This window comes from Agathobaculum sp. LCP25S3_E8, assembly GCF_052117165.1.
In the GTDB taxonomy this organism is placed as follows: domain Bacteria; phylum Bacillota; class Clostridia; order Oscillospirales; family Butyricicoccaceae; genus Agathobaculum.
This window is the reverse complement of record NZ_JBQKJR010000058.1, coordinates 1-19,182: the sequence shown is the minus strand read 5'-3', so window position 1 is coordinate 19,182 and position 19,182 is coordinate 1. Positions and strand designations below refer to the sequence as shown.

The window sequence follows — 19,182 nt, the reverse complement described above, 5'->3', positions numbered from 1 at the left end:
GGCTGAGCAGTTGGAAGTGGACGGCTATCTCATCCCGCCGGTCACTGCCGATACGCTGAAAAAAACGATGGAGGATGCGGAACAATGGGACAGATCATTTTGAAAAAGAAAGGATGTTTTTTTGAAAAGTAAAAGACCACGAATTTTGACGATAACTAAAAAGGAGAATTGAACATGACACGAAAAACGGCAAGTAAGGCGCTGTCTTTGCTGCTGTCACTATGCATGGTTTTAGGGATGTTCCCGGCTATGACCATGACGGCGGAAGCGGCAGGCAATGACCCGAGGATCGTAACGATCAACAGTAGTAGTCAACTGACGCCTGGTATGACGTTGCAGAATAACACCATTTATAAAATTATGACGAACACAACGGTTAATAGTACCTCTGTCGGTCAAAGCGGTCTAAAAGTGGCCAATGGAGCCAGCGCGGTACTATACATCAAGCCTGGTGTGACGTTGACTGTAAGCGGCGGTGCCGGTTCCGGTCAGACCGGTGGTGGTGCCGGCATTGAGATCCCTTCCAACTCCACCCTGACCATCACCGGCGGCGGCACCCTGAATGCGTATGGCGGCAACGGCGGCTATGCGGGAAGTGGTTCCAGTTCCGGAGCGGCGAAATTCACTATGAACTCAAGAGACCGCGAAAAAAGTAATGCGCAGTACTGGGTTAAATTTGAGGGCGGCAACGGCGGAAATGGCGGCTACGGTGCCGGCGGCGCCGGCGCGGGCATCGGCGGCAACGGCGGTACCGGCGGCAGCGGCGGCAGCGGCGGTTCCGGTATCTACACCACGATCAAGGGTAACGAGGATAAAAAAGGTGCATGGAAAACCACAGATACAACACCGAAAAACGGCGGCAGCGGCAGCGCAGGCAGCGCAGGCGGCTCCATGGGTACGCTGTACATCGTGGGCAAGGTCGTCGTCAATGCCACAGCCGGGACAAACGCTTCTTCCGGCGGCTCGGGCGGGTCTTATATCACAACGAAAACATCGATGTGTAGCAACAATGTCTACGAAAAATATGATAAAGATGATTACCTGTCTTCCGTACCCTATTTTGTTCGCTTTGATGTGGGTGGTAGCGCGGACTACAACCACACCACCTTCGCGGTTGGACAGGGCGGTCCCGGCGGTGGCGGCGGCTATCCGACCACCTCAGCGGATGATATCGGCGGCGGCGCGCCCGGCGGCGGCGGTGGCGGCGGTGGCGGCGGTGGCGGTATCGAATACTCCACCGATAAAAACGGCACCGCAAACGAACCGAAAAACATGGGCAGCAAAGATCCCGGGCAATCCGGCCATGCCGGCAACGGCGGTACGAGCGGTGGAACCACTCCTGAATCGAAATATACGGGAGATGCCCTTGCTCACACCAACAATGAAAAAGATGACGAAGTAGAAGGACGTGAGGCAGGAGGCCAGGGCGGCTCTGGTGGCAGCCAGGGCAGCAAGGGCAGCAGCGGCACCAAAACCGTGACCACCACAGCCAAGGTAAACAGTAGCAGCGGCAGCACCGGACCGGAAACTGTAAGCCCTCCGGTAGCCTATCGGTCTATCGGACTGGACGATCTGGGCGGTTATGGCGGCAGCACTAACGCCTATGTGGTCTACGGTGCGGACGAGGGCACTAAAGTAGCAAAGCCCCAACGCACCGGTTACAACTTCATGGGCTACTACGATAAGGAGATCAAGCCAGGCAAGCTCAGCGAGTACAGCGGCGCGACGCAGTATTATGACAAGAACGGTGCGCCCGCCAATGCTCTGAAGCCCGCCATGGTGGCGAGCAGCCTCACGCTCTATGCCTATTGGGAGCCTTTGAAATATGACATTGAGTACATGAGCAATCTGGATGACGGTTTTGGCGCACGTCATGTGGATTGGCAGCGAGATGTAACTTGGGGCGACCTGACACCATTGGCAGAAAACGCCATCCCTCAGGGCCTGCTCAAGGAAAACCACACCTTTATCGGCTGGAACATCTACGATCAACAGGACTGGGCCATGTATTATGCAGACAAGAATTATCAGGTGGGTCTGACAGACACCGACGGAGCCACAGCCTATCTTTACGCCGCATGGAGGGAGAACGAGAAATTCACCATCTCCTACAGTGCCAACGGCGGTAAGGGCGAGCCCCCCAGCGGTCAGGTCTATATCCACAACGACTATACGCTTTCCGATAGCCAGCCTACCCGGGACGGCTGTACCTTCGCAGGCTGGAGTACCGACCCCAATGCCCGGCCGGGAGACAGCGGTATTTATGCGCCCAGCGCGGTCATTTCCGACGTGCAGCAGGGTTATATGCTCTACGCTGTGTGGAAGCAGAATCCTTCCCTGACCTACCACACCAACGGCGGTAGTTTCCCGACTTATGTCCCGACTGCCTATCCTCAGGTAGGCTCACAACACACTCTGACCAGCAGCACTCCTCAGCGGGACGGCTATACCTTTGCCGGCTGGAACACAGAACAGGACGGTACCGGCGATCACTACAATAGCGGCAGTCCCTTTACTATGCCGGATGAGGATGTGGTTCTCTACGCCAAGTGGACACCCGAACGGTATACTGTCACGGTGGAAAACCCCGATAATGTAACCGTTGACGGCGTGGAGGACAGCTACGACTGCGGCTCCACGGTATCCTTCACGGTCAGCGGTGGCGAAGGCGACGTGTTTATCTATGCCAACGGCAGGAAACTGGAGAAGGGACCTGATGGCATGTACAGCTTTGAGATCAGGTCCGACAGCACCGTTCTGGTCACCACCCAGGTGGGCTATGTGGTGGCTTACGATCCCAACGGTGGATCCGGTATGCCGGTGGACGTGACTGTCTATACGGAGGGGCAGTCGGCCACGGTCAAGACAACCCCCAGACCCACCAAGACCGGCTACACCTTCGACGGTTGGATGGATGCCGACGGTAATGAGGTGGGAGGGACCATCACCATCGGTACCTCCGATGTGGTCCTCACCGCCAAGTGGAGTCCCATCTCCTACACGGTAAAGTTTTATAAAAACAATAGTAGCGCCGCCGGCGAAGATTCGGTCACCAAAACCTTTACCTATGATTCGGAAGAGGATTTGAAGGTATCGGACGACACCTTTACCCAAACCGGAAAATCCGTTGTGGGCTGGGCGTCTGAATCCACCGGAGATATCCTCTACAAGAACGGTGCGACTGTCAAGAATCTGACCAGCACACAGGACGATGTAATTAACCTCTACGCCAAGTGGGACACGCGGGTGACCAAGGTGAACCTGGATGCCAACGGCGGCAGCCACGGCGGCAACATCGGCTTTGTATATGTCACCTACGGCGAGGCTCTGACTGCTAACCTGACCGCTCCCACTTGGGACGGTTATACCTTCAAGGGTTACTACGAAAATTCCGACGGCACAGGCCGCCAATATTATGATGAAACTCTGACTCCTAAGGTTACGAGCTGGGATGTGGAGAAGGATGAGGTAACGGTCTACGCCAAGTGGGAGCCAATCTCTTACAGCATTCACCTCTTTAATGGCGAGACCCAGATCAACTACTTTTCTCTGGAAAATATGTCCTATGAGAAAGATTTTACTTTGCCCTCCGGCGATGAGCTGGCGCGTTCCGACAACACTTTTGCCGCAGCCTACAAGCAGGAGCGGGACAATAACCGCTATCTGGCGGGCTGGTCCTCTTACCCCGACAGCAGCTATGTAGTCTATGAGGATCAGAAGGCCTTCACCAATGGCATCACCACCACCGACGGTGCCACCATCAACCTCTACGCGGTGTTCAAGGATCTGGAGACCTTCACCGTCACCTACAACGGTAATGGCGGTTCCGGCGCGCCGGTAGATAATACCGGTTATATTGCGGGGAACAAGGTCGATGTTAAATTTGATGTCATTCCCCAGCGCCCCGGCTATGAGTTCCTGGGCTGGTCCACCGACGTCAATGCGACAGCCCCCGTTTACACCCAGGGTGGGACCAATTCCTTCACCATGGAGGCGGAAAACGTGACCCTGTTCGCCGTGTGGCGGGCTTATGGTGCCTATACGGTCACCTATCAGACAAATACTACGGATCTGGTCAACGGTATGCCTGATAACCAAGTCAAGGCTGAAGGCGTGGAACTGAAGCTCAGCGAGACGATTCCCTCTCGGGCGGGCTATAACTTCCTAGGCTGGAGCACTGCCGCTGATGCTACGCAGGCTGAGTACGTTGCCGGTGCCAGCTACGACAAAAATGCGTCGCTGACGCTGTACGCCGTATGGCAGGCGGTTGGTCACACCCTCTCCACCTACGATAACGGCGTGGGCTCTATCAAGGTCACGCGGAACGGTACGGAACTGAGCAGCGGCGCTCCCCTGACCTATGGCGACGTATTGACCGTCACCGTCCGACCGCTGCCCGGCTACACCACCGATTCCATTATCCCACTCATCAACGGTAGTCAGGTGGCGATGACCGCCAATGCCGACAAGAGCGAGATGACCATAAGCTATACCGTCACCGGCGACACGACCATCACCTTGCTGTCCAACGGCGACAGCGGTGTGGTGTACAAGATCGTCTACAACTCCAATGGCAGCGGGCAGCCGGCTATTGAGCAGGACCAGTCCTCTGGTAATCCTTCGGCGCTGCTGGGCAAAGTATTCACCCGCCCCGGCTGGACACTGGTGGGTTGGAGTACCGCATCTGCCGGCTCTGCCGACTATGACTTGGGCTATCTTCCTATCGCTGCCCTGAGCAACATCCCTAACACTGTGGTGAATCTCTACGCCGTCTGGGAGCGTGAGAAGATCACAGTGACACTGTCCGATGCACAGCAGGCAGAGGGGAATCCCGGCATCCTGTATGTTACCGTAGGCGGTACCTATGAGGCTCTACCCACCTTGGTTAAGGAGGGCTACCGCTTCGACGGCTGGTACACCGAAGAGGTCGGCGGCGTCCGGAAAGATCGGTACACTGAGGTGACCGATACGGAAGACCACACCTTGTATGCCCATTGGACTCGGCTGAGCTTCGACCTGGAGGTGCGGGCGAACGAGGCTCTGGGAACGATTGCGGAAACCTCTGCAGCGGATATAGATGGAAAGTACTCTTATGGCTCCACAGTCAGCTTTACTGTGACACCTGCGACCGGAAAGACCGTGGAAGCGGTTGCCAACGGCAAGCCGCTGAATTATATCGCAATTGCGGACGGCAAGCAGAGCTATTCCTTCCAAATCAAAGAGGACACCGTCCTCTACCTGATTTCCGTGGAACAGAAGACCCCAGTCTACACCGTCAGCTATGACGCCAACGGCGGCGTGGGCGGCGTGGTCAACGAGACCTTCCGGCTGGAGGGGGTCAATGTGCTGTCCTACGGAAAAAGCATCAGTCGGCAGGGCTATATTCTGTTGGGCTGGAGTACTGACCGTACTGCCACAGTGGCTGAATATAATCTTGGACAGGTCCTAACCGCTGCACCCGCCGGCATCGGCAACGGCGACAACCTGAAATTGTACGCTGTGTGGCAGAGCAATATCTGCACGATAACCTTTGATCCGAAAAGCGGAACCATGCCTGAGGGCTATGATGGAAGCGTGACCTACACCCACGACGCGGCATACGGCCAGCTACCAGAGCCCACCCGGATAGGCTGGCGCTTTGACGGCTGGTATCTGGACGACGGCAAGCGGGTCTATGCCACCAGCACCGTCCCCGAGGTGGCAGAGATGACCCTGACCGCCCGGTGGACGGATGAGCGGGTGACTCTCTCCGTCAAAGACTGCAGCCTGGGCACCATCAGCGGCATAACCGATGCTGCAAAGTATATCTCTGGTACCCAGATCAGCTTCACCGTGGTCCCTGCCGCAGGTAAAACCATCAAAGTTATGGCAAACAGCACCCACCTAACTGAGGTGAACGGCGCTTATTCCTTTAACATCACCGAGAATACCACGGTGTATTTGGTGGAAATTGCGGATGAAAACACCCCGGATGTGCCTGCGGGTGACACCTACACAGTTTCCTACGTGACCGACGGAACTGTTGGGGATCAGAAACTGCCCCTAAACAGTCTGGGCGCACTCGCCTCCGGTACGGCACTGCAGAAGGAGCAGCATACCCTCATCGGCTGGAGCAAAACGGCTGGAGCCACAACACCTGACTTCAAGCTGAATGAAGTACTAAACGGTGCGCCTGCCGGCATCGCTGCCAACAATACTCTAACCCTGTATCCCGTCTGGCAAAAGAGTACCGTCAACGTGACACTGAATCCGGACGGTGGATCCCTGCTCACCAGAGCTGCGTCCAACTTGGAATGTAAGCCCGGCGGCTATTATCCCAATCTTCCTACACCCACCAGGGAGCATTACATCTTTGATGGTTGGTATTACAGCAGCAGTGGTACTGAAACTCAGGTAGACGGCAATACCAGACTTCAGAGCGACACAGACCACGTGCTGACTGCTAAATGGAGGGAGATAAAATACACCGTCACTACTATGGATAATAGTCTGGGCACCATCAGCGGCCTGAACGACCCTGCAGAATATATGGAGGGTAGCACCGTTAACTTTACGGTCACAGCGGTCACAGGTAGTGAACTGTCCGCCATCCGCGTACTGGCCAACGGTGCAGCGCTGACGCTGGACGGAAGCGGCAAAGGTTCCTTCCTCATTACCGAGGACACCCGTTTGGTGCTTACCGGCCTGCCTGCATCTGCAGGAATGTGGTACATCAGCTATAACGCCAACGGTGGCACCGGAAACTGCGGTCCGTACAATATGTACAGCGACGGCACCAACCGTCTTGATAGCGGTGCGGGTATGAGCAATGGTTCCAACCGATTGACGAGCTGGAACACCATGTCTGACGGAAGTGGAACAACCTACGCTCTGAACAGTACAATCAATGGTCGACCTGATGGCATCAGCGAAGGTGACACCCTGACCCTCTACGCCATGTGGAGTTCCAGAAGCACTGTCACGGTAACGCTGGATGCGCAGGGTGGTACACTGAACGCCGCAAGCAGCTGTGTCTACGACAGCGGCGATGCTTATGGTGCGTTGCCTGAACCTTTCATGCCCTCCGGTATCGGTAAGGATTACTATTTCGGCGGCTGGTATACCGATCCGAGCTACACGGAGTCTTCCCGTGTGTTTGAGACAACTGCCGTAAGATCCACCGACCACACCTTGTACGCCAGATGGATCTCACTGACGGACTATGTGATCACAGCTACCGGCTACCATGCGGTATATGACGGCAACAGTCATGCGCTGAGCGTCTCTGTCAACAAAAATGGACTGACCGCCCTGACCTACGAATGGTATAAAGACGGCAAGGCTATCCCTGGGGCCACATTCAAGGACTATTATGTTAAGAATGTGGCGGACAGCGGCACATATACCTGCGTGGTGAAGGGACGCGATGAGCAGGGCGTCAATCGCACCCTGACCAGCAGCGGGGCTACCGTGAAGATTACACAGAAAGTCATCACAGTAAAAGCAACTCAAACCATCACCTATGGTGACGCTGTGCCAACCCTGACTGTAATTTATAGTGGTTTGGCTGCAGGCGATACCGAATCCATACTCAATGGCAGGTACGGAGTAAGGGCACAGACAACATATACCCGGTATGGCGATGTGGGCGAATATCCCATTACCTTTATCGGTACCGATGGCCTCAATGCGGCAAACTACAGTTTCAGCATTGATACGGCGAATTCCAAACTGAAGGTCATGCAAAAGCCAGTCGCTCTGGCATGGACAGGTACCAGCTTTAACTATGACGGTACCGAGAAGACCACCACCGCCAACATCACAAATAAGGTGAATGGCGATGATGTAGCCGTTGCGATCTATCAGGACAACGCAAAGACCAATAAGGGCGCTTATGTAGCCAAGGCTATGACCCTGGGCGGTGCTAAGGCGAATAACTACACCCTGATCGGTGCAACTGGCGTGACTCACAACTGGGGTATTATTGACCCGCAAAATCCTGGCGGCGTTGTAATCCCTGACGACCCGAAACCCGTGACCGGTCTACGCATCTCCCCCACAAGCAAGACCCTGACCAAAGCGGGTGACTCCTTCCACGTTATTTCGACGGTGATAGGTACGAATCAAAATGTTAGCTATGTCAGTGACAATCCCGCTGTTGCTACGGTGGATGCTGATGGAACGGTGACCGCAGTAGCAAACGGCACCACGCGTATTGTTGTGACTACCGCAGAGGGCGGCTACAAGGCAGTCTGTGTAGTAACAGTCTACATTTCTGGCTCCGGCGGTAGCAATCCTGGTGGCGGTGGCTCCTCCGGCGGCGGTGGCGGTGGCTCCTCCGGCGGCGGTGGCGGTGGCTCCTCCGGCGGCGGTGGCGGTGGCTCCTCCAGCGGCGGTGGCGGTGGATCCGGCACGACAACGCCCGGCGGCACCAATGGCGGCAGCATTTCCGCAGGCGGTACCGGCAACACGGCTTACGTCGGCTGCAAGCGCGACAAGAACTGCCCGATCGCGCCCTTCGGTGATGCCTTTGCAAATGCGTGGTATCACAACGGTGTACACTACTGCATCGACAATGGACTGATGGGCGGCTACGGCAACGGAATGTTCGGCCCGAACGACAAGATCTCCCGCGCGCAGATCGTCACGATCCTGTGGCGCATCGCGGGTAGCCCCACGGTCAACTACTCCATGAACTTTACGGATATTCTGGAAGGTTCCTGGTATGGTGAGGCCGTTCGCTGGGCGACCAGCGTGGGCGTAGCCTCCGGCTACGGCGAGGGTAAGTTCGGCCCGGATGATTCCATCACCCGTGAGCAGTTCGCTGCAATGCTGTATCGCTTTGCCAAACTGCAGGGCAAGGATACCAGCATGGGCGATAACAACACCCTGAATGGTTTCACCGATGTCGGTGAGATCAGCGGTTATGCCAAGACAGCCATGCAGTGGGCCAACGGCCTTGAGATCATCAGCGGTACTGACAACAGCACCCTGATGCCGAAGGGCAATGCGACCCGCGCACAGGCGGCCTGCATGATCCAGCGCTATCTCGTCAACCTGGCTAAGTAAGCCAAGAACCAAAAAAGGAGTGAGGGCAGTTGCTCTCACTCCTTTTTTGGCCTATGCGGGCATCGGACATATTCTGTCCGGTGCTTTTTTGCGCTCAATAGAGAAATACAGAACAATTTTTCTGTTAAATTGGCATTTCGGTTTTTCAAATCGTATTAGTCAGTATCAGGTCAAAAGAGCATCCCCTTCCGATGAAACGCAACACGCGGAAAGGGGGTGAATGCTATGCAATGGACAGAGGAAGATATTCGCTGTATCGAGGGTAAATTTGATAGCTTCTGCAAAACCGTTTTGAGAAATTTTGCAAGAGACTGGTATCGAGCCAAGCAACGGCGTGAAAAAAACGAGGTCTTGTTTTCGGAATTGGCGGATAATCATTTGCTGGAGCCGATTCATATCGACCCAATCAGTCCAGCGGAAAAATATTTCTTCGATGATTTAGAACGGTCTATCGCCATTGAGAATGACGCGCTGGCACAAGCGTTACATAGCCTTTCCGGACGCAAACGGCAGATCATTCTTCTGGCGTACTTTCTGGATTGGACAGATCAGCAAATCGGAGAGCGGTTCCATGTTGTGCGGAGTACGGTACAAGCCGCCAGAACCAAAGCATTAAAGGAAATGAGGGATTTACTTGAAAAACAGGGAAAAGCATAGGCGCGCCATGATACGCCGTATCTCTGTGGATACCATTTTGAACGCGAAGAAAGGCGATGAGAGTGCGATTCAAACCATTTTGAATTACTACAAGGGATATATGCTGGAGCTGTGCAAGTTCGAACTGTACGATGCCAGCGGGAAAATCTATGTCTGCTATGATGAGGACTTGTATCAGGAACTCCAGTTCAAGCTGATAAAAGAAATTCAGAACCGGTTTGAATTGAGCTAAGCAGATTTGCCTGTCCTTCACAGGGGATAACTGCGCGTTGTCCCTTGTGAAAGGCTGGCAAGCGTTTACCCGCCTTACTGTACTTTGAAAACAAAATGAGCGTCCGTATCAGATACAGCGCAGGGGAAGCAGGCCATGACCTCCGGAGAGGAGGTTTCAGGAGCGAGCGTGCCAATGCGTAGAAAACGGTGTCCTGTCACAACAGGCAGTCCATCAGGAACAGGATACGGGTGATACGCCAATAGGACAAAACAGTGGAGCCGCTTTACAAAGGCAGCGGCTCCACATAACATTGGATATAGGAGTGATCAATATGTCATTATCAGAACAGCGACAGAAAGCCAATGAAACCGCAATGGAAATTCTGGCTTGCCGCGATATTTTATATACCGTCCCGGAAGCAGCAAAACTGTTGCGCGTCAATAAAAATCTGGTCTATGACCTGATCCGCTGCGGGTATCTCCGTTCTATCAAGCTGGGCAGCCGCAAAGTAAGCCGCAAGGCACTGCTGGATTTTGTCGAGCAGTTTGAAGGGCAGACGGTGGAACTGCCGGGTGTGCGGTCGGAGTAGTGCTATCCGTATAAATTAAAATCTAATGTCGCCCAAACTGTCACGCAAGGTATAAAAACTTGAAAATTATATTGGGTACGATGGATTTCGACTTGTTCCCATTTATAACACCTGCTATAATAATAGCAGCTGATGTGATAAAGGGGGCAGAGCAGTGGAATACTCGGATTTGATTTTATGCATTCGCAAACAATGTGCCTTGAGCCAAGAAGAACTGGCAAAGGAATTAGGCGTTAGCTTTGCCTCGGTCAACCGCTGGGAGCGCAAACGAACCAGACCATCGCAAATGGCAATTCGCTCTATTGAAGAGTTTTGCAAAACACATCAAATCAACTATACAATGAATGGAGGTGTCACCCATGCAGATTAACAGCATCGAAATCAAAAATTTCCGTTGCTTCGAGCGCTTTGAAGCAACGTTCCACCATGAACTGACTGTGATCGTTGGCAATAATGGAAGTGGTAAATCTACGCTTTTGGATGCTGCCTCCATTGCTGTCGGCACATTTTTGGCAGGATTTGATGGAATGAGCGGCCCTGGTATTTCTAAGGATGACGCACTGAATAAGTGTTACGATATGGGCAGTGTGGTTGAACTGCAACCCCAATTCCCTGTTTCTATCAGTGCTTCTGGAGTTATTGGCGGAACGCCTATTGCATGGAAGCGTGAGCAGAGAAGCGCAGAAGGCAAGACCACGGTGGTCGATGCAAAGGAAATTACCGCGATTTCGGCGGCACTGCAAGATCAAGTACGGAATGGAGAGAAACCGGTACTGCCCCTGATTTCCTACTATGGAACAGGACGCTTGTGGGCTCAAAAGCGGGAAAAGAAATCTTCGGAATTGATGAAGTTTAACCGTCAGATGGGTTATGTGGATTGCTTGGATGCAGCATCTAACGAAAAGATGATGCGAAAGTGGTTTGAGAAAATGACCTTGCAGAGTGCCACCAATGGCACACAGGCTCCCGAACTGTCCGCAGTCAAGTCTGCGATCATTCAGTGCTTCCAGGGTATCACAGGATTTAACGATGTAGATGTCCAATTCAACTTGGATACACACGAACTCGATATCCTGTACCGGGATGGTAATTCGGATCGAGAACGCTATCCGATGAAAGAATTGAGTGATGGCTACAAAAACACCCTCAGTATGGTGGCTGACATTGCTTATCGTATGGCCGTCTTGAACCCGTGGCTGCTCGATGATGTTCTCAAGGAAACGACCGGCATTGTTTTGATCGATGAGATCGATTTGCATCTGCATCCCCAGTGGCAGCAGCGGATTATCGGCGATTTGCGGACAATTTTCCCGAAAGTCCAGTTTATCGTATCTACCCATGCGCCGCTGGTCATTAACTCTGTGAAGAAAGAAAATCTGCTCATTCTGACGGATCAGCAAGCGGTCGAACCGCAGAACGAGGTGTTTGGTAGGGATGCAAACGCAATCCTGAGCAGCGTCATGGGAGCCAGTGAGCGTCCATCTGAGATCAAGCAAATGTTCCGATCGGTGTACGATGCCATTGACGAACAGCGCTATGACGATGCCGCTTCGACCTTGCAGCAGATTGAAGATAAAATCGGTTCTGCCGATCCTGAACTGACCAGCGCACAAGTGAGCTTGGAACTGGAACGGATGTAGGTGGATCGCAATGCTGTATATAGAGAAAAAGCAAGAACCAAATGAACTGATCCAAGAGAAACGGAAAGGACTGACGGACTATAGCAATTTGTCCGGAAAACCCAAAGAAGCGGTTCAAGTATCTTTGCTGGAGGAACAAGGGTGCCTGTGTGCCTATTGTATGCGGCGCATCTCGCTGGAGAATGTGCAAATTGAACACTATCTGCCGCAGCATCCCCAAAGTGAGAATTACGACCCTGCCTTGACGATTGATTACCGCAATATGCTCGCTGTATGTTCCGGCAATAAAAAGCAGGCGGGAAAGTTTGAAAATCTGACTTGTGACCAGCATCGAGGAAACGAGCCGTTGACCGTTGACCCGCGAGACCCAGTGTCCATTGAGAAAATCAAGTATAAAACAGACGGAACTATTTGTTCTGATGATGCAGAGATTGAACAGGATTTGAACATCACACTCAATCTGAATTGTCCGGCATCTTATCTGAAGGAGAACCGTAAGGCGGCGTTGGATGCAGTCAAGCAAGCGTTACATGACAAATTTCCGGGAAAGAAAGTGCCGAAGCAGCAGTTGGAACGAATGCTGAAGCAATTTCAGGTCAAGACGAATGGACGATATGCTGAGTTTTCCGGAGTGATTATCTGGTATCTGAAACGACAGATTGCCAGAGTATGAAGAAAGCGAAAGGGCCCTGACTAAAATTAGGTCTGTAATTTTTTGCGAAATACTCATGCACCCCCTATACTTTACGGTAGGAGGTGCATACAATGGATGCAAAAACAAGACAGGCAATTCAAGACATTCTGGCCGCCAACTGCGAGTTGCTGACGATCCCAGAAACGGCGGCTCGACTGCGCGTCAACAAAAATACTGTGTACGACCTTATCAAAAAAGGCTACTTGAAGTCAATCAAGCTGGGATGCCGCAAGGTATCTGTTCGGGCGCTGGCAGAGTTCATTGAACGCTGTGAGTCAGGTGAGATTGAATTGTGACCATTGTGGGCCAGTATTCAGACGCTGAGATATGGATATGAACTCTGGATTACTCAATTTGCAGACTAGGTAAAACCCGTGGGCAAAGTGTGGGACGACTAAAAATCTAAGTTCTGTATAGACACGCCTGATAGTGTCTGCGATACACAGTCGGAAAACTGTCACCAGACGAGCTTCGGCACGGACATCTCCCAGAGGCCTGAGATCGCGGCTCTGCGCATCGAGGAGGGACATTGGGAAGGTGACACTGTCGTGGGCAAGAGGGCCGGTAAAGAGGCTGTTGTCCTCTCCCTGTTGGAGAAGAAAACGGAGAACTATATTGCCATCCAGATTCCCGGCAAGGATGCAGACTCCGTTCTGAACGCCATGCAATCGCTCAGGGAGGAATTCGGAGACAAGTTCTCACAGGTCTTCAAGACCATTACCGTGGACAACGGCTCGGAGTTCTCTACGTTCAGTCTGGTCGAGAACTGGGGCAGTGCAGTCTACTTTGCACATCCCTATACTTCGTGGGAACGTCCCCAAAACGAGCGTCACAATGGGCTGTTCCGAGCCTTCGTGCCCAAGGGTGCCTCCATTGAATCCTTCTCTCCAGAGTACATCTTGTCTGCTGCTGATGAGCTGAACGGACGCCCTCGCAAGAAGCTGGGCTACCGCACCCCGGAGGAACTGTTTGACGAGTTCCTCGACTCTGTTTACGCAGCCGAAGGCTGCGGCAGCATCGCCCAGGACGGAAGCCAGCGGCTTCCATCCTGACCGACGCTCTGATTAACTAATTTCTACCGTGCAGGTGTCCAACTTGAACTTGCAATTTGCGGAAAAATATTCTAGATTGCACTGCAAGAAACCTTTACAAAATTGTGCAGATCAGATAATTGTATAAAGAAAGAGCCTGCTTCCCATTCGTAGGAAGCAGGCTCTCTGCTCTTGTGTTTTTGCGTCCAGCTTTCAATTGAATTAATTTCTTGCTTTCGCTTTGACGAACCTTACCGAGCTAATGTCCTCCAGATAAAGGTTACAATCTGAGCGCGGGTGCAGTCTGCGTCTGGACTAAAGGTAGCAGAACTGGTGCCGTTGGTGACGCTCTCCTTGACAGCCCACAGTACCGCGTCGGCGTAGTAAGCGTCAGCGGAAACGTCCGTGAAGGGGTTCACACTGCCCGCCGCAGGGGATTTCTCAGAACGCCACAGGAAGGTCATGATATGTGCGCGGGAGCACTTCAGATCCGGGCTGAAGGTGGTACTGCTCGTTCCCGCTGTGATACCGTTCTCCATGGCCCACAGCACAGCGTTGTAATAGTAACTGTCAGCGGCCACATCAGTAAAGGGCATTGCCGTCGCGCTCGGCGCGGGACTTCCGGCCGCTCTCCACAGGAACGTAACGGCCTGCGCGCGGGTGCAGACACCGTCAGGAGAGAAGCGAGTGGCATCGGTGCCGCCGGTAATGCCCCGTTCCGCTGCCCACAGCACTGCGTCATAATAATACGCGGACGCGGGGACATCCACAAAGTAATTGAGCATGGTGTTATCTTCCATGAAGGTCGCCTTGACCTCCACCTTGCTTGCGGGCATTGTGAAGCTGTACTTGCCACTGCCCAAATTCTTCAGGTCGAGCTTCTTCCCGCTCGCATCCGTCACGGTCAGGGTTTCCAGCACATAGCCCTTGTCCGGTGTGACCGTGACGGTCACCGTGGTTCCCTTACTTGCGCTCTTGGGACTGACGGAAACGGTACCGTTCTTCGCGCTGGGCGTGGAAATGGTGCTGCTGTTGCCGGAAGAAGAGCCGCCGCTGCTGGAGGACGAGCCGCCGCCGGAAGAAGAGCCGCCACTGCCGCTGCCGCCGCCGGACTGCGTGTTGTAGCCGATGGCGTAGGTGGAGAACTTCTGGGTATACACATAGATCAGGTGATTTACTGTGTCCAGATAGTAGGTGCCATCTCCCGCACCACTTACCGGTCGGGTGCTGAGCTGTGTAAAGGCCGCAGCGCTGCCGTTATGGTTACGATAGACCGTAATGTTGCTCTTGCCGGTCATGTCGTAGGGGATGACGATCTCCATCATGTTCGCGGTCGTGGTGATCGCGCTGTCGGTGCCGTCAACAGTCTTTGTAACCTTGATATCAAGGTATTCCAGCGTCTTGCCGGACGCCACGGCTTCGATCTTGGTTTTGTCCGAAGTATTGACCGCTGCGCTGCTCTTGCTTTCGACGGTCATTTCCACCTTGACAGAGGTCGCGCCGGGGTTGTCAGCCTTCACTGCCGCCGATTCCTCGGCCAGACCGCCTGCAACCACATCGGGCGTGTCGGCGCCGTTGACCGTCAGCTTGGAGTTCACCTTGCTTTGCGGCAAAGTAACATTTTTGCCTGTTTCGTCGTGATTTGTAACAATGACCAGAGTTGTTTGCGTTGTATCCTCTTTCTCGGCGACGATGTTATAAACGCCCGGGGCAATGCCGGTGAAGCTGTATGCGCCGTCAGAGGCGGAGGTGGCATCGGCGACCTGCGTGTCACCCTTCATGAGCTTTACGGAAACGCCGGAAGCGGGGGTTGTGCCGTTGGATTCATAAACCGTGCCGGAAATGCCGTAGATTTTGGTCGTTTCCGCCCACTTTGCATAGAGGGTGATATTGCCGGTCACGGTGTCCGCATCAAAGTTCCATCTGTTGGTAAATGCGGCGTCCTTGTACCAGCCGTGGAAGGTGTAACCAGCCTTTGTGGGCGCTGTGGGCGCGATCAGCTTGCTGTTTTCGGAGACGGTGACAGGCGCAACCGCGCTGCCGCCGTTTGTGTTGTAGGTCACGGTATATTTTACGGCAACACCGATGACGACGTTTGCCGAAAAATGACCCTCGCTGTCGGCAATGCCCGTCATTCTATCCGTCATTATGATGCCGCCGGTGGGCACTGTTATGTCCAAAGAAGAATCAATCGTTATTCCCTTTGCAAGGACAGCCATGCCGCCTCGTTCGGTGGTGGCAGTCGCGGTGATGGGCGCGTTGATCGCAATGTTGCCCATCGCATAGAATCCAGCGTTTGTGCCGCTGACGCTCAAACTGCCGGAGCCGGTTACGGTTAAGGCTCCCATTCCAAGAACCGCCGAACTGCCCATTTCGATCGTCGAGCTGTTGGACAGTATGTTCTGCGTGTCTGCTGCCGTGGTGATGATCGCGCCGTCAGGCAGACAAACAGCAGCCAGATCATCTTGGCTCTCCTGCGCACGGTCGGGAATATCCATCGTTGTGCCGCTGAGCGTCAGAGTCTTGGTCTCGGGGTTCCAGCTCCAGCCCTCGTCGGCATTGGTGTAAACGCCGTCTGTCAGCGTCGCGCCGAAGGTGTTCTCCTTACTGATCTTCGTCAGGTCGAGGCTGGTGGTGCGGACGGTCTTGCCGTTTTTCGTCCACTTGGCGGTATAGGTCGTGCCGGCGACCGCAGCGTCAGCGCTCGTCAGTTCGGTCTCGCCGTTGAACCAGCCGGCGAAGGTGTAGCCCTTGTCGTTGGTTGCACCCTTCGTATAGGTGTCAAACGCGCAGTTCGCGTTGCCGAGACCATCGGTGAAGGTGGGAGCTGCTACGCCGATGACGACGTTGGTCGCGAACTTCCCATTTCTGTCGGCAATATAATGAAATCCGCCGTTCTCACGAATCTGACCACCGGAAGGCTCCGTGATGCTCAAAGCAGAATTAATTGTGATGCTGCCTCCAGCGACAGCCGTACCGTTTTGCTTATTGGTGGCGATCATGGTGATCGGCGCGTTGATCGTGATTTCGCCCGCAGATAGTCCGTAATCACATCCGCTAAGACTTAAACTGCCGGAGCCTGTAATCGTAACTGCTCCCTCACCCCAAAGCGCCTCAATCGAACCCGTCGAGACGTTGGACAGCGTATTCTGTGTGTTCGCTGCTGTGGTAAGTGTCGCGCCGTCAGGCAAGCTCACAGCAGAGTCCGCAACTCCGGGTACATCAATGGTGCAGTTTTCGAGGAGCAGCGTGCCGCCGTTGTCACCAGGCATCCATGTCCAGCCCTCGGCTGTGTTTACATAAACGCCATTGTCATATTTTGCCCCAAGGGTGTTGCTCTCACTGATCTTCGTCAGGTCGAGGCCAGTGGTGCGGACGGTCTTGCCGTTCTTCGTCCACTTGGCGGTGTAAGTCGTTCCGGCGACCGCAGCGTCCGTGTTTTCCAGTTCGGTCTCGCCGTCGAACCAACCGGCGAAGGTGTAGCCCTTGTCGTTGGTGGTCGTGCCCTTTTCATAGGAAGTAGCGTTCTCGATGGTTTTGCCGAAGCCATCGGTGAAGGTGGGCGCGGCAGCACCAATGACAACATTCATAGCGGCGTTTGTTCCACCTTTTTCGAGGATGCACATCTCTTCTTTTCCAATGTAACCGCCTTCCGGCTGTTTGATGGTCAAAGGAGAATCAATCGTGATTTCATGAAGATCTTCAGATGTGATCTTAATAGCGGCTTCGGCGTCACTACCAGTAGCGGATGCAGAGAGGGGAGCATTAATGTGAATATCGCCGTTTTCTGCTTCAATGCCTCTTGCTTCACCAACAACAGTCAGTTTTCCTTTGCCACTGATCGTAAGATTGCCCTCAACGTAAATCGCAGTGCTAACTTTCTTCTCCGAATGAGAGTACACGAAGTTTTCGGTACCCTCCGCTGTTATTATGTTCACGTTGCCGGACGCTCCGATTGCAGCCTCTGCATTTTTGTCTAACTGAGCATCGATCGTCACACCATTCAGCGTCAACGTCTTGCTGGCAGCATCCCAGCTCCAGCCTTCCTCGGCGTTGCTTTGGTTGGTGTTTATAGTACTCAGATCCAGCACCGTGGTGCGCACCGTCTTGCCGTTCTTCGTCCACTTAGCGGTGTAGGTCTTGCCAGTCTCGGCGTTACCGGCGCTGGTCAGTTCATTCCCATCGTCACCGAACCAACCGGCGAAGGTGTAGCCCTTCTCATTTTTCGCGTCCTTGGTATAGGTGTCAAATGTGCAGTCGGTTTTGCCAAGGCCGTCGGTGAAGGTAGCAGCTTCGGGTTTAGACGGAAGTTCAACAAAGGAAACGATCACAGGAACCTTTGGATCTTTAAAAGAAATAGTCTTTGTCTTTCCGCTGGTAAAACTTCCCTCTGCACCGCTGACAAATGCATCCTTCGCTACTATGTTCTTCGCAGCGCCAAGTGCTTTTGTTGCTGTCGTTCCCTGAACATTTTTGATGGTGATCCTGTTATCTTTTGCGGTATTTGCCGTTATGGTAAGGGCCTTGCCCATAGCGGCAAAAATTCCGGTGGCACTTCCGTTACTGCACTTCACGCCATCCACAACAATGCTGCATTGATCAAGGGTAATATCTTTCATAGAATAGATGCCGTAACACGAAGCTCCGCTTGCGTCCGATGTGCTTGTCGCAGACACCGTCAGGATGCCGGAACCGGTGATTTCTGGCGTATTGATTGCTGCCACTGTCTTGTTACTGGACACAGTGGAAACACGATTCTCCGTGCCGTCAGCCAAAATGACCTTCCCGGGCGCCATGATGGCCCATGAGTCGTTGGTATCTTTGATATCGAAGTTTACGCCGGAGAGAGTAAGCTCAGAAATCTGATTTCCCCGATTAAGACGATAACTCCAGCCCTCGGATTCACAACTATAAATCGAATCCCCGTTAGTATCCGTTGTTGAAATAATCGCATTACCGTTTGTATCAGTTATAGTACCTGTTGTTACATCCAGCGGTATGGTGCGCTTTGTTACGCCCGCTGCGCCTGCCCCGTCTGCCGCACTTGCCGTGACCGTTGTCCCGGCGAACAGGCTCATTACCATGCACAGCGTCAGAAGCATGGATAAAATTCGTTTGCATTTCATCAGCAAATTACCTCCTCAAATCATGATTTTTCTGATGGTTCCGTGTTACATCTTCTTTTCAAAAAAACATCCTTTCTTTTTCAAAATGAGCTGTCCCATTGTTCCGCATCCTCCATCGTTTTTTTCAGCGCATCGGCAGTGACCGGCGTGATGAGATAGCCGTCCACTTCCAACTGCTCAGCT

Annotated in this window: 10 protein-coding genes; 9 read left to right on the top strand and 1 reads right to left on the bottom strand. The window is 53.4% G+C overall.

Annotated features, from left to right (window positions below):
• Window positions 1-174 precede the first annotated feature (174 nt).
• The 9 genes from ACTQ34_RS14845 (at window position 175) to ACTQ34_RS14805 (ending at window position 13,894) form a co-directional block, all read left to right on the top strand.
• Window positions 175-9,048 (top strand): InlB B-repeat-containing protein, encoded by an 8,874-nt coding sequence (locus ACTQ34_RS14845; protein WP_441364485.1) that lies wholly within the window; start codon window positions 175-177, stop codon window positions 9,046-9,048.
• A gap of 225 nt (window positions 9,049-9,273) precedes the next feature.
• A complete protein-coding gene (locus ACTQ34_RS14840) occupies window positions 9,274-9,705 on the top strand; it encodes a sigma-70 family RNA polymerase sigma factor (protein WP_441364484.1) in 432 nt (143 codons plus the stop codon).
• A complete protein-coding gene (locus ACTQ34_RS14835) occupies window positions 9,683-9,937 on the top strand; it encodes a helix-turn-helix domain-containing protein (RefSeq protein ID WP_441364483.1) in 255 nt (84 codons plus the stop codon). The genes ACTQ34_RS14840 and ACTQ34_RS14835 overlap by 23 nt, the downstream gene beginning before the upstream one ends.
• Window positions 9,938-10,250: 313 nt before the next feature.
• Entirely contained in the window at window positions 10,251-10,508 is a 258-nt protein-coding gene (locus tag ACTQ34_RS14830) for a helix-turn-helix domain-containing protein (RefSeq protein WP_243129000.1), read from the top strand.
• 154 nt (window positions 10,509-10,662) lie between these two features.
• Window positions 10,663-10,878, top strand: coding sequence for a helix-turn-helix domain-containing protein (locus ACTQ34_RS14825; RefSeq protein ID WP_118748396.1), 216 nt, complete (start codon window positions 10,663-10,665; stop codon window positions 10,876-10,878).
• Window positions 10,868-12,148 (top strand): AAA family ATPase, encoded by a 1,281-nt coding sequence (locus ACTQ34_RS14820; RefSeq protein WP_441364482.1) that lies wholly within the window; start codon window positions 10,868-10,870, stop codon window positions 12,146-12,148. Before ACTQ34_RS14825 ends, ACTQ34_RS14820 begins: the two co-directional genes overlap by 11 nt.
• 10 nt (window positions 12,149-12,158) lie before the next feature.
• The gene (locus ACTQ34_RS14815; protein ID WP_441364481.1) at window positions 12,159-12,821 is read left to right on the top strand and encodes a retron system putative HNH endonuclease; all 663 of its coding nucleotides are present in this window, start codon (window positions 12,159-12,161) and stop codon (window positions 12,819-12,821) included.
• Between the two features lie 92 nt (window positions 12,822-12,913).
• On the top strand, window positions 12,914-13,138 hold the full coding sequence (locus ACTQ34_RS14810; RefSeq protein WP_206671881.1) for a helix-turn-helix domain-containing protein: 225 nt from the start codon (window positions 12,914-12,916) through the stop codon (window positions 13,136-13,138).
• Between the two features lie 117 nt (window positions 13,139-13,255).
• Window positions 13,256-13,894 (top strand): IS30 family transposase, encoded by a 639-nt coding sequence (locus ACTQ34_RS14805; RefSeq protein ID WP_441364486.1) that lies wholly within the window; start codon window positions 13,256-13,258, stop codon window positions 13,892-13,894.
• Window positions 13,895-14,124: 230 nt separating this feature from the next.
• Here ACTQ34_RS14805 and ACTQ34_RS14800 read toward each other — a convergent pair whose 3' ends face one another.
• Window positions 14,125-18,999, bottom strand: a complete 4,875-nt coding sequence (locus ACTQ34_RS14800) for an S-layer homology domain-containing protein (protein ID WP_441364480.1) — start codon at window positions 18,997-18,999, stop codon at window positions 14,125-14,127.
• Window positions 19,000-19,182 lie beyond the last annotated feature (183 nt).

Coding starts and splice junctions, on each gene's coding strand:
- ACTQ34_RS14845 (WP_441364485.1), top strand. CDS start 175: ATGACACGAAAAACGGCAAGTAAGGCGCTGTCTTTGCTGCTGTCACTA.
- ACTQ34_RS14840 (WP_441364484.1), top strand. CDS start 9,274: ATGCAATGGACAGAGGAAGATATTCGCTGTATCGAGGGTAAATTTGAT.
- ACTQ34_RS14830 (WP_243129000.1), top strand. CDS start 10,251: ATGTCATTATCAGAACAGCGACAGAAAGCCAATGAAACCGCAATGGAA.
- ACTQ34_RS14820 (WP_441364482.1), top strand. CDS start 10,868: ATGCAGATTAACAGCATCGAAATCAAAAATTTCCGTTGCTTCGAGCGC.
- ACTQ34_RS14815 (WP_441364481.1), top strand. CDS start 12,159: ATGCTGTATATAGAGAAAAAGCAAGAACCAAATGAACTGATCCAAGAG.
- ACTQ34_RS14810 (WP_206671881.1), top strand. CDS start 12,914: ATGGATGCAAAAACAAGACAGGCAATTCAAGACATTCTGGCCGCCAAC.
- ACTQ34_RS14800 (WP_441364480.1), bottom strand. CDS start 18,999: ATGAAATGCAAACGAATTTTATCCATGCTTCTGACGCTGTGCATGGTA.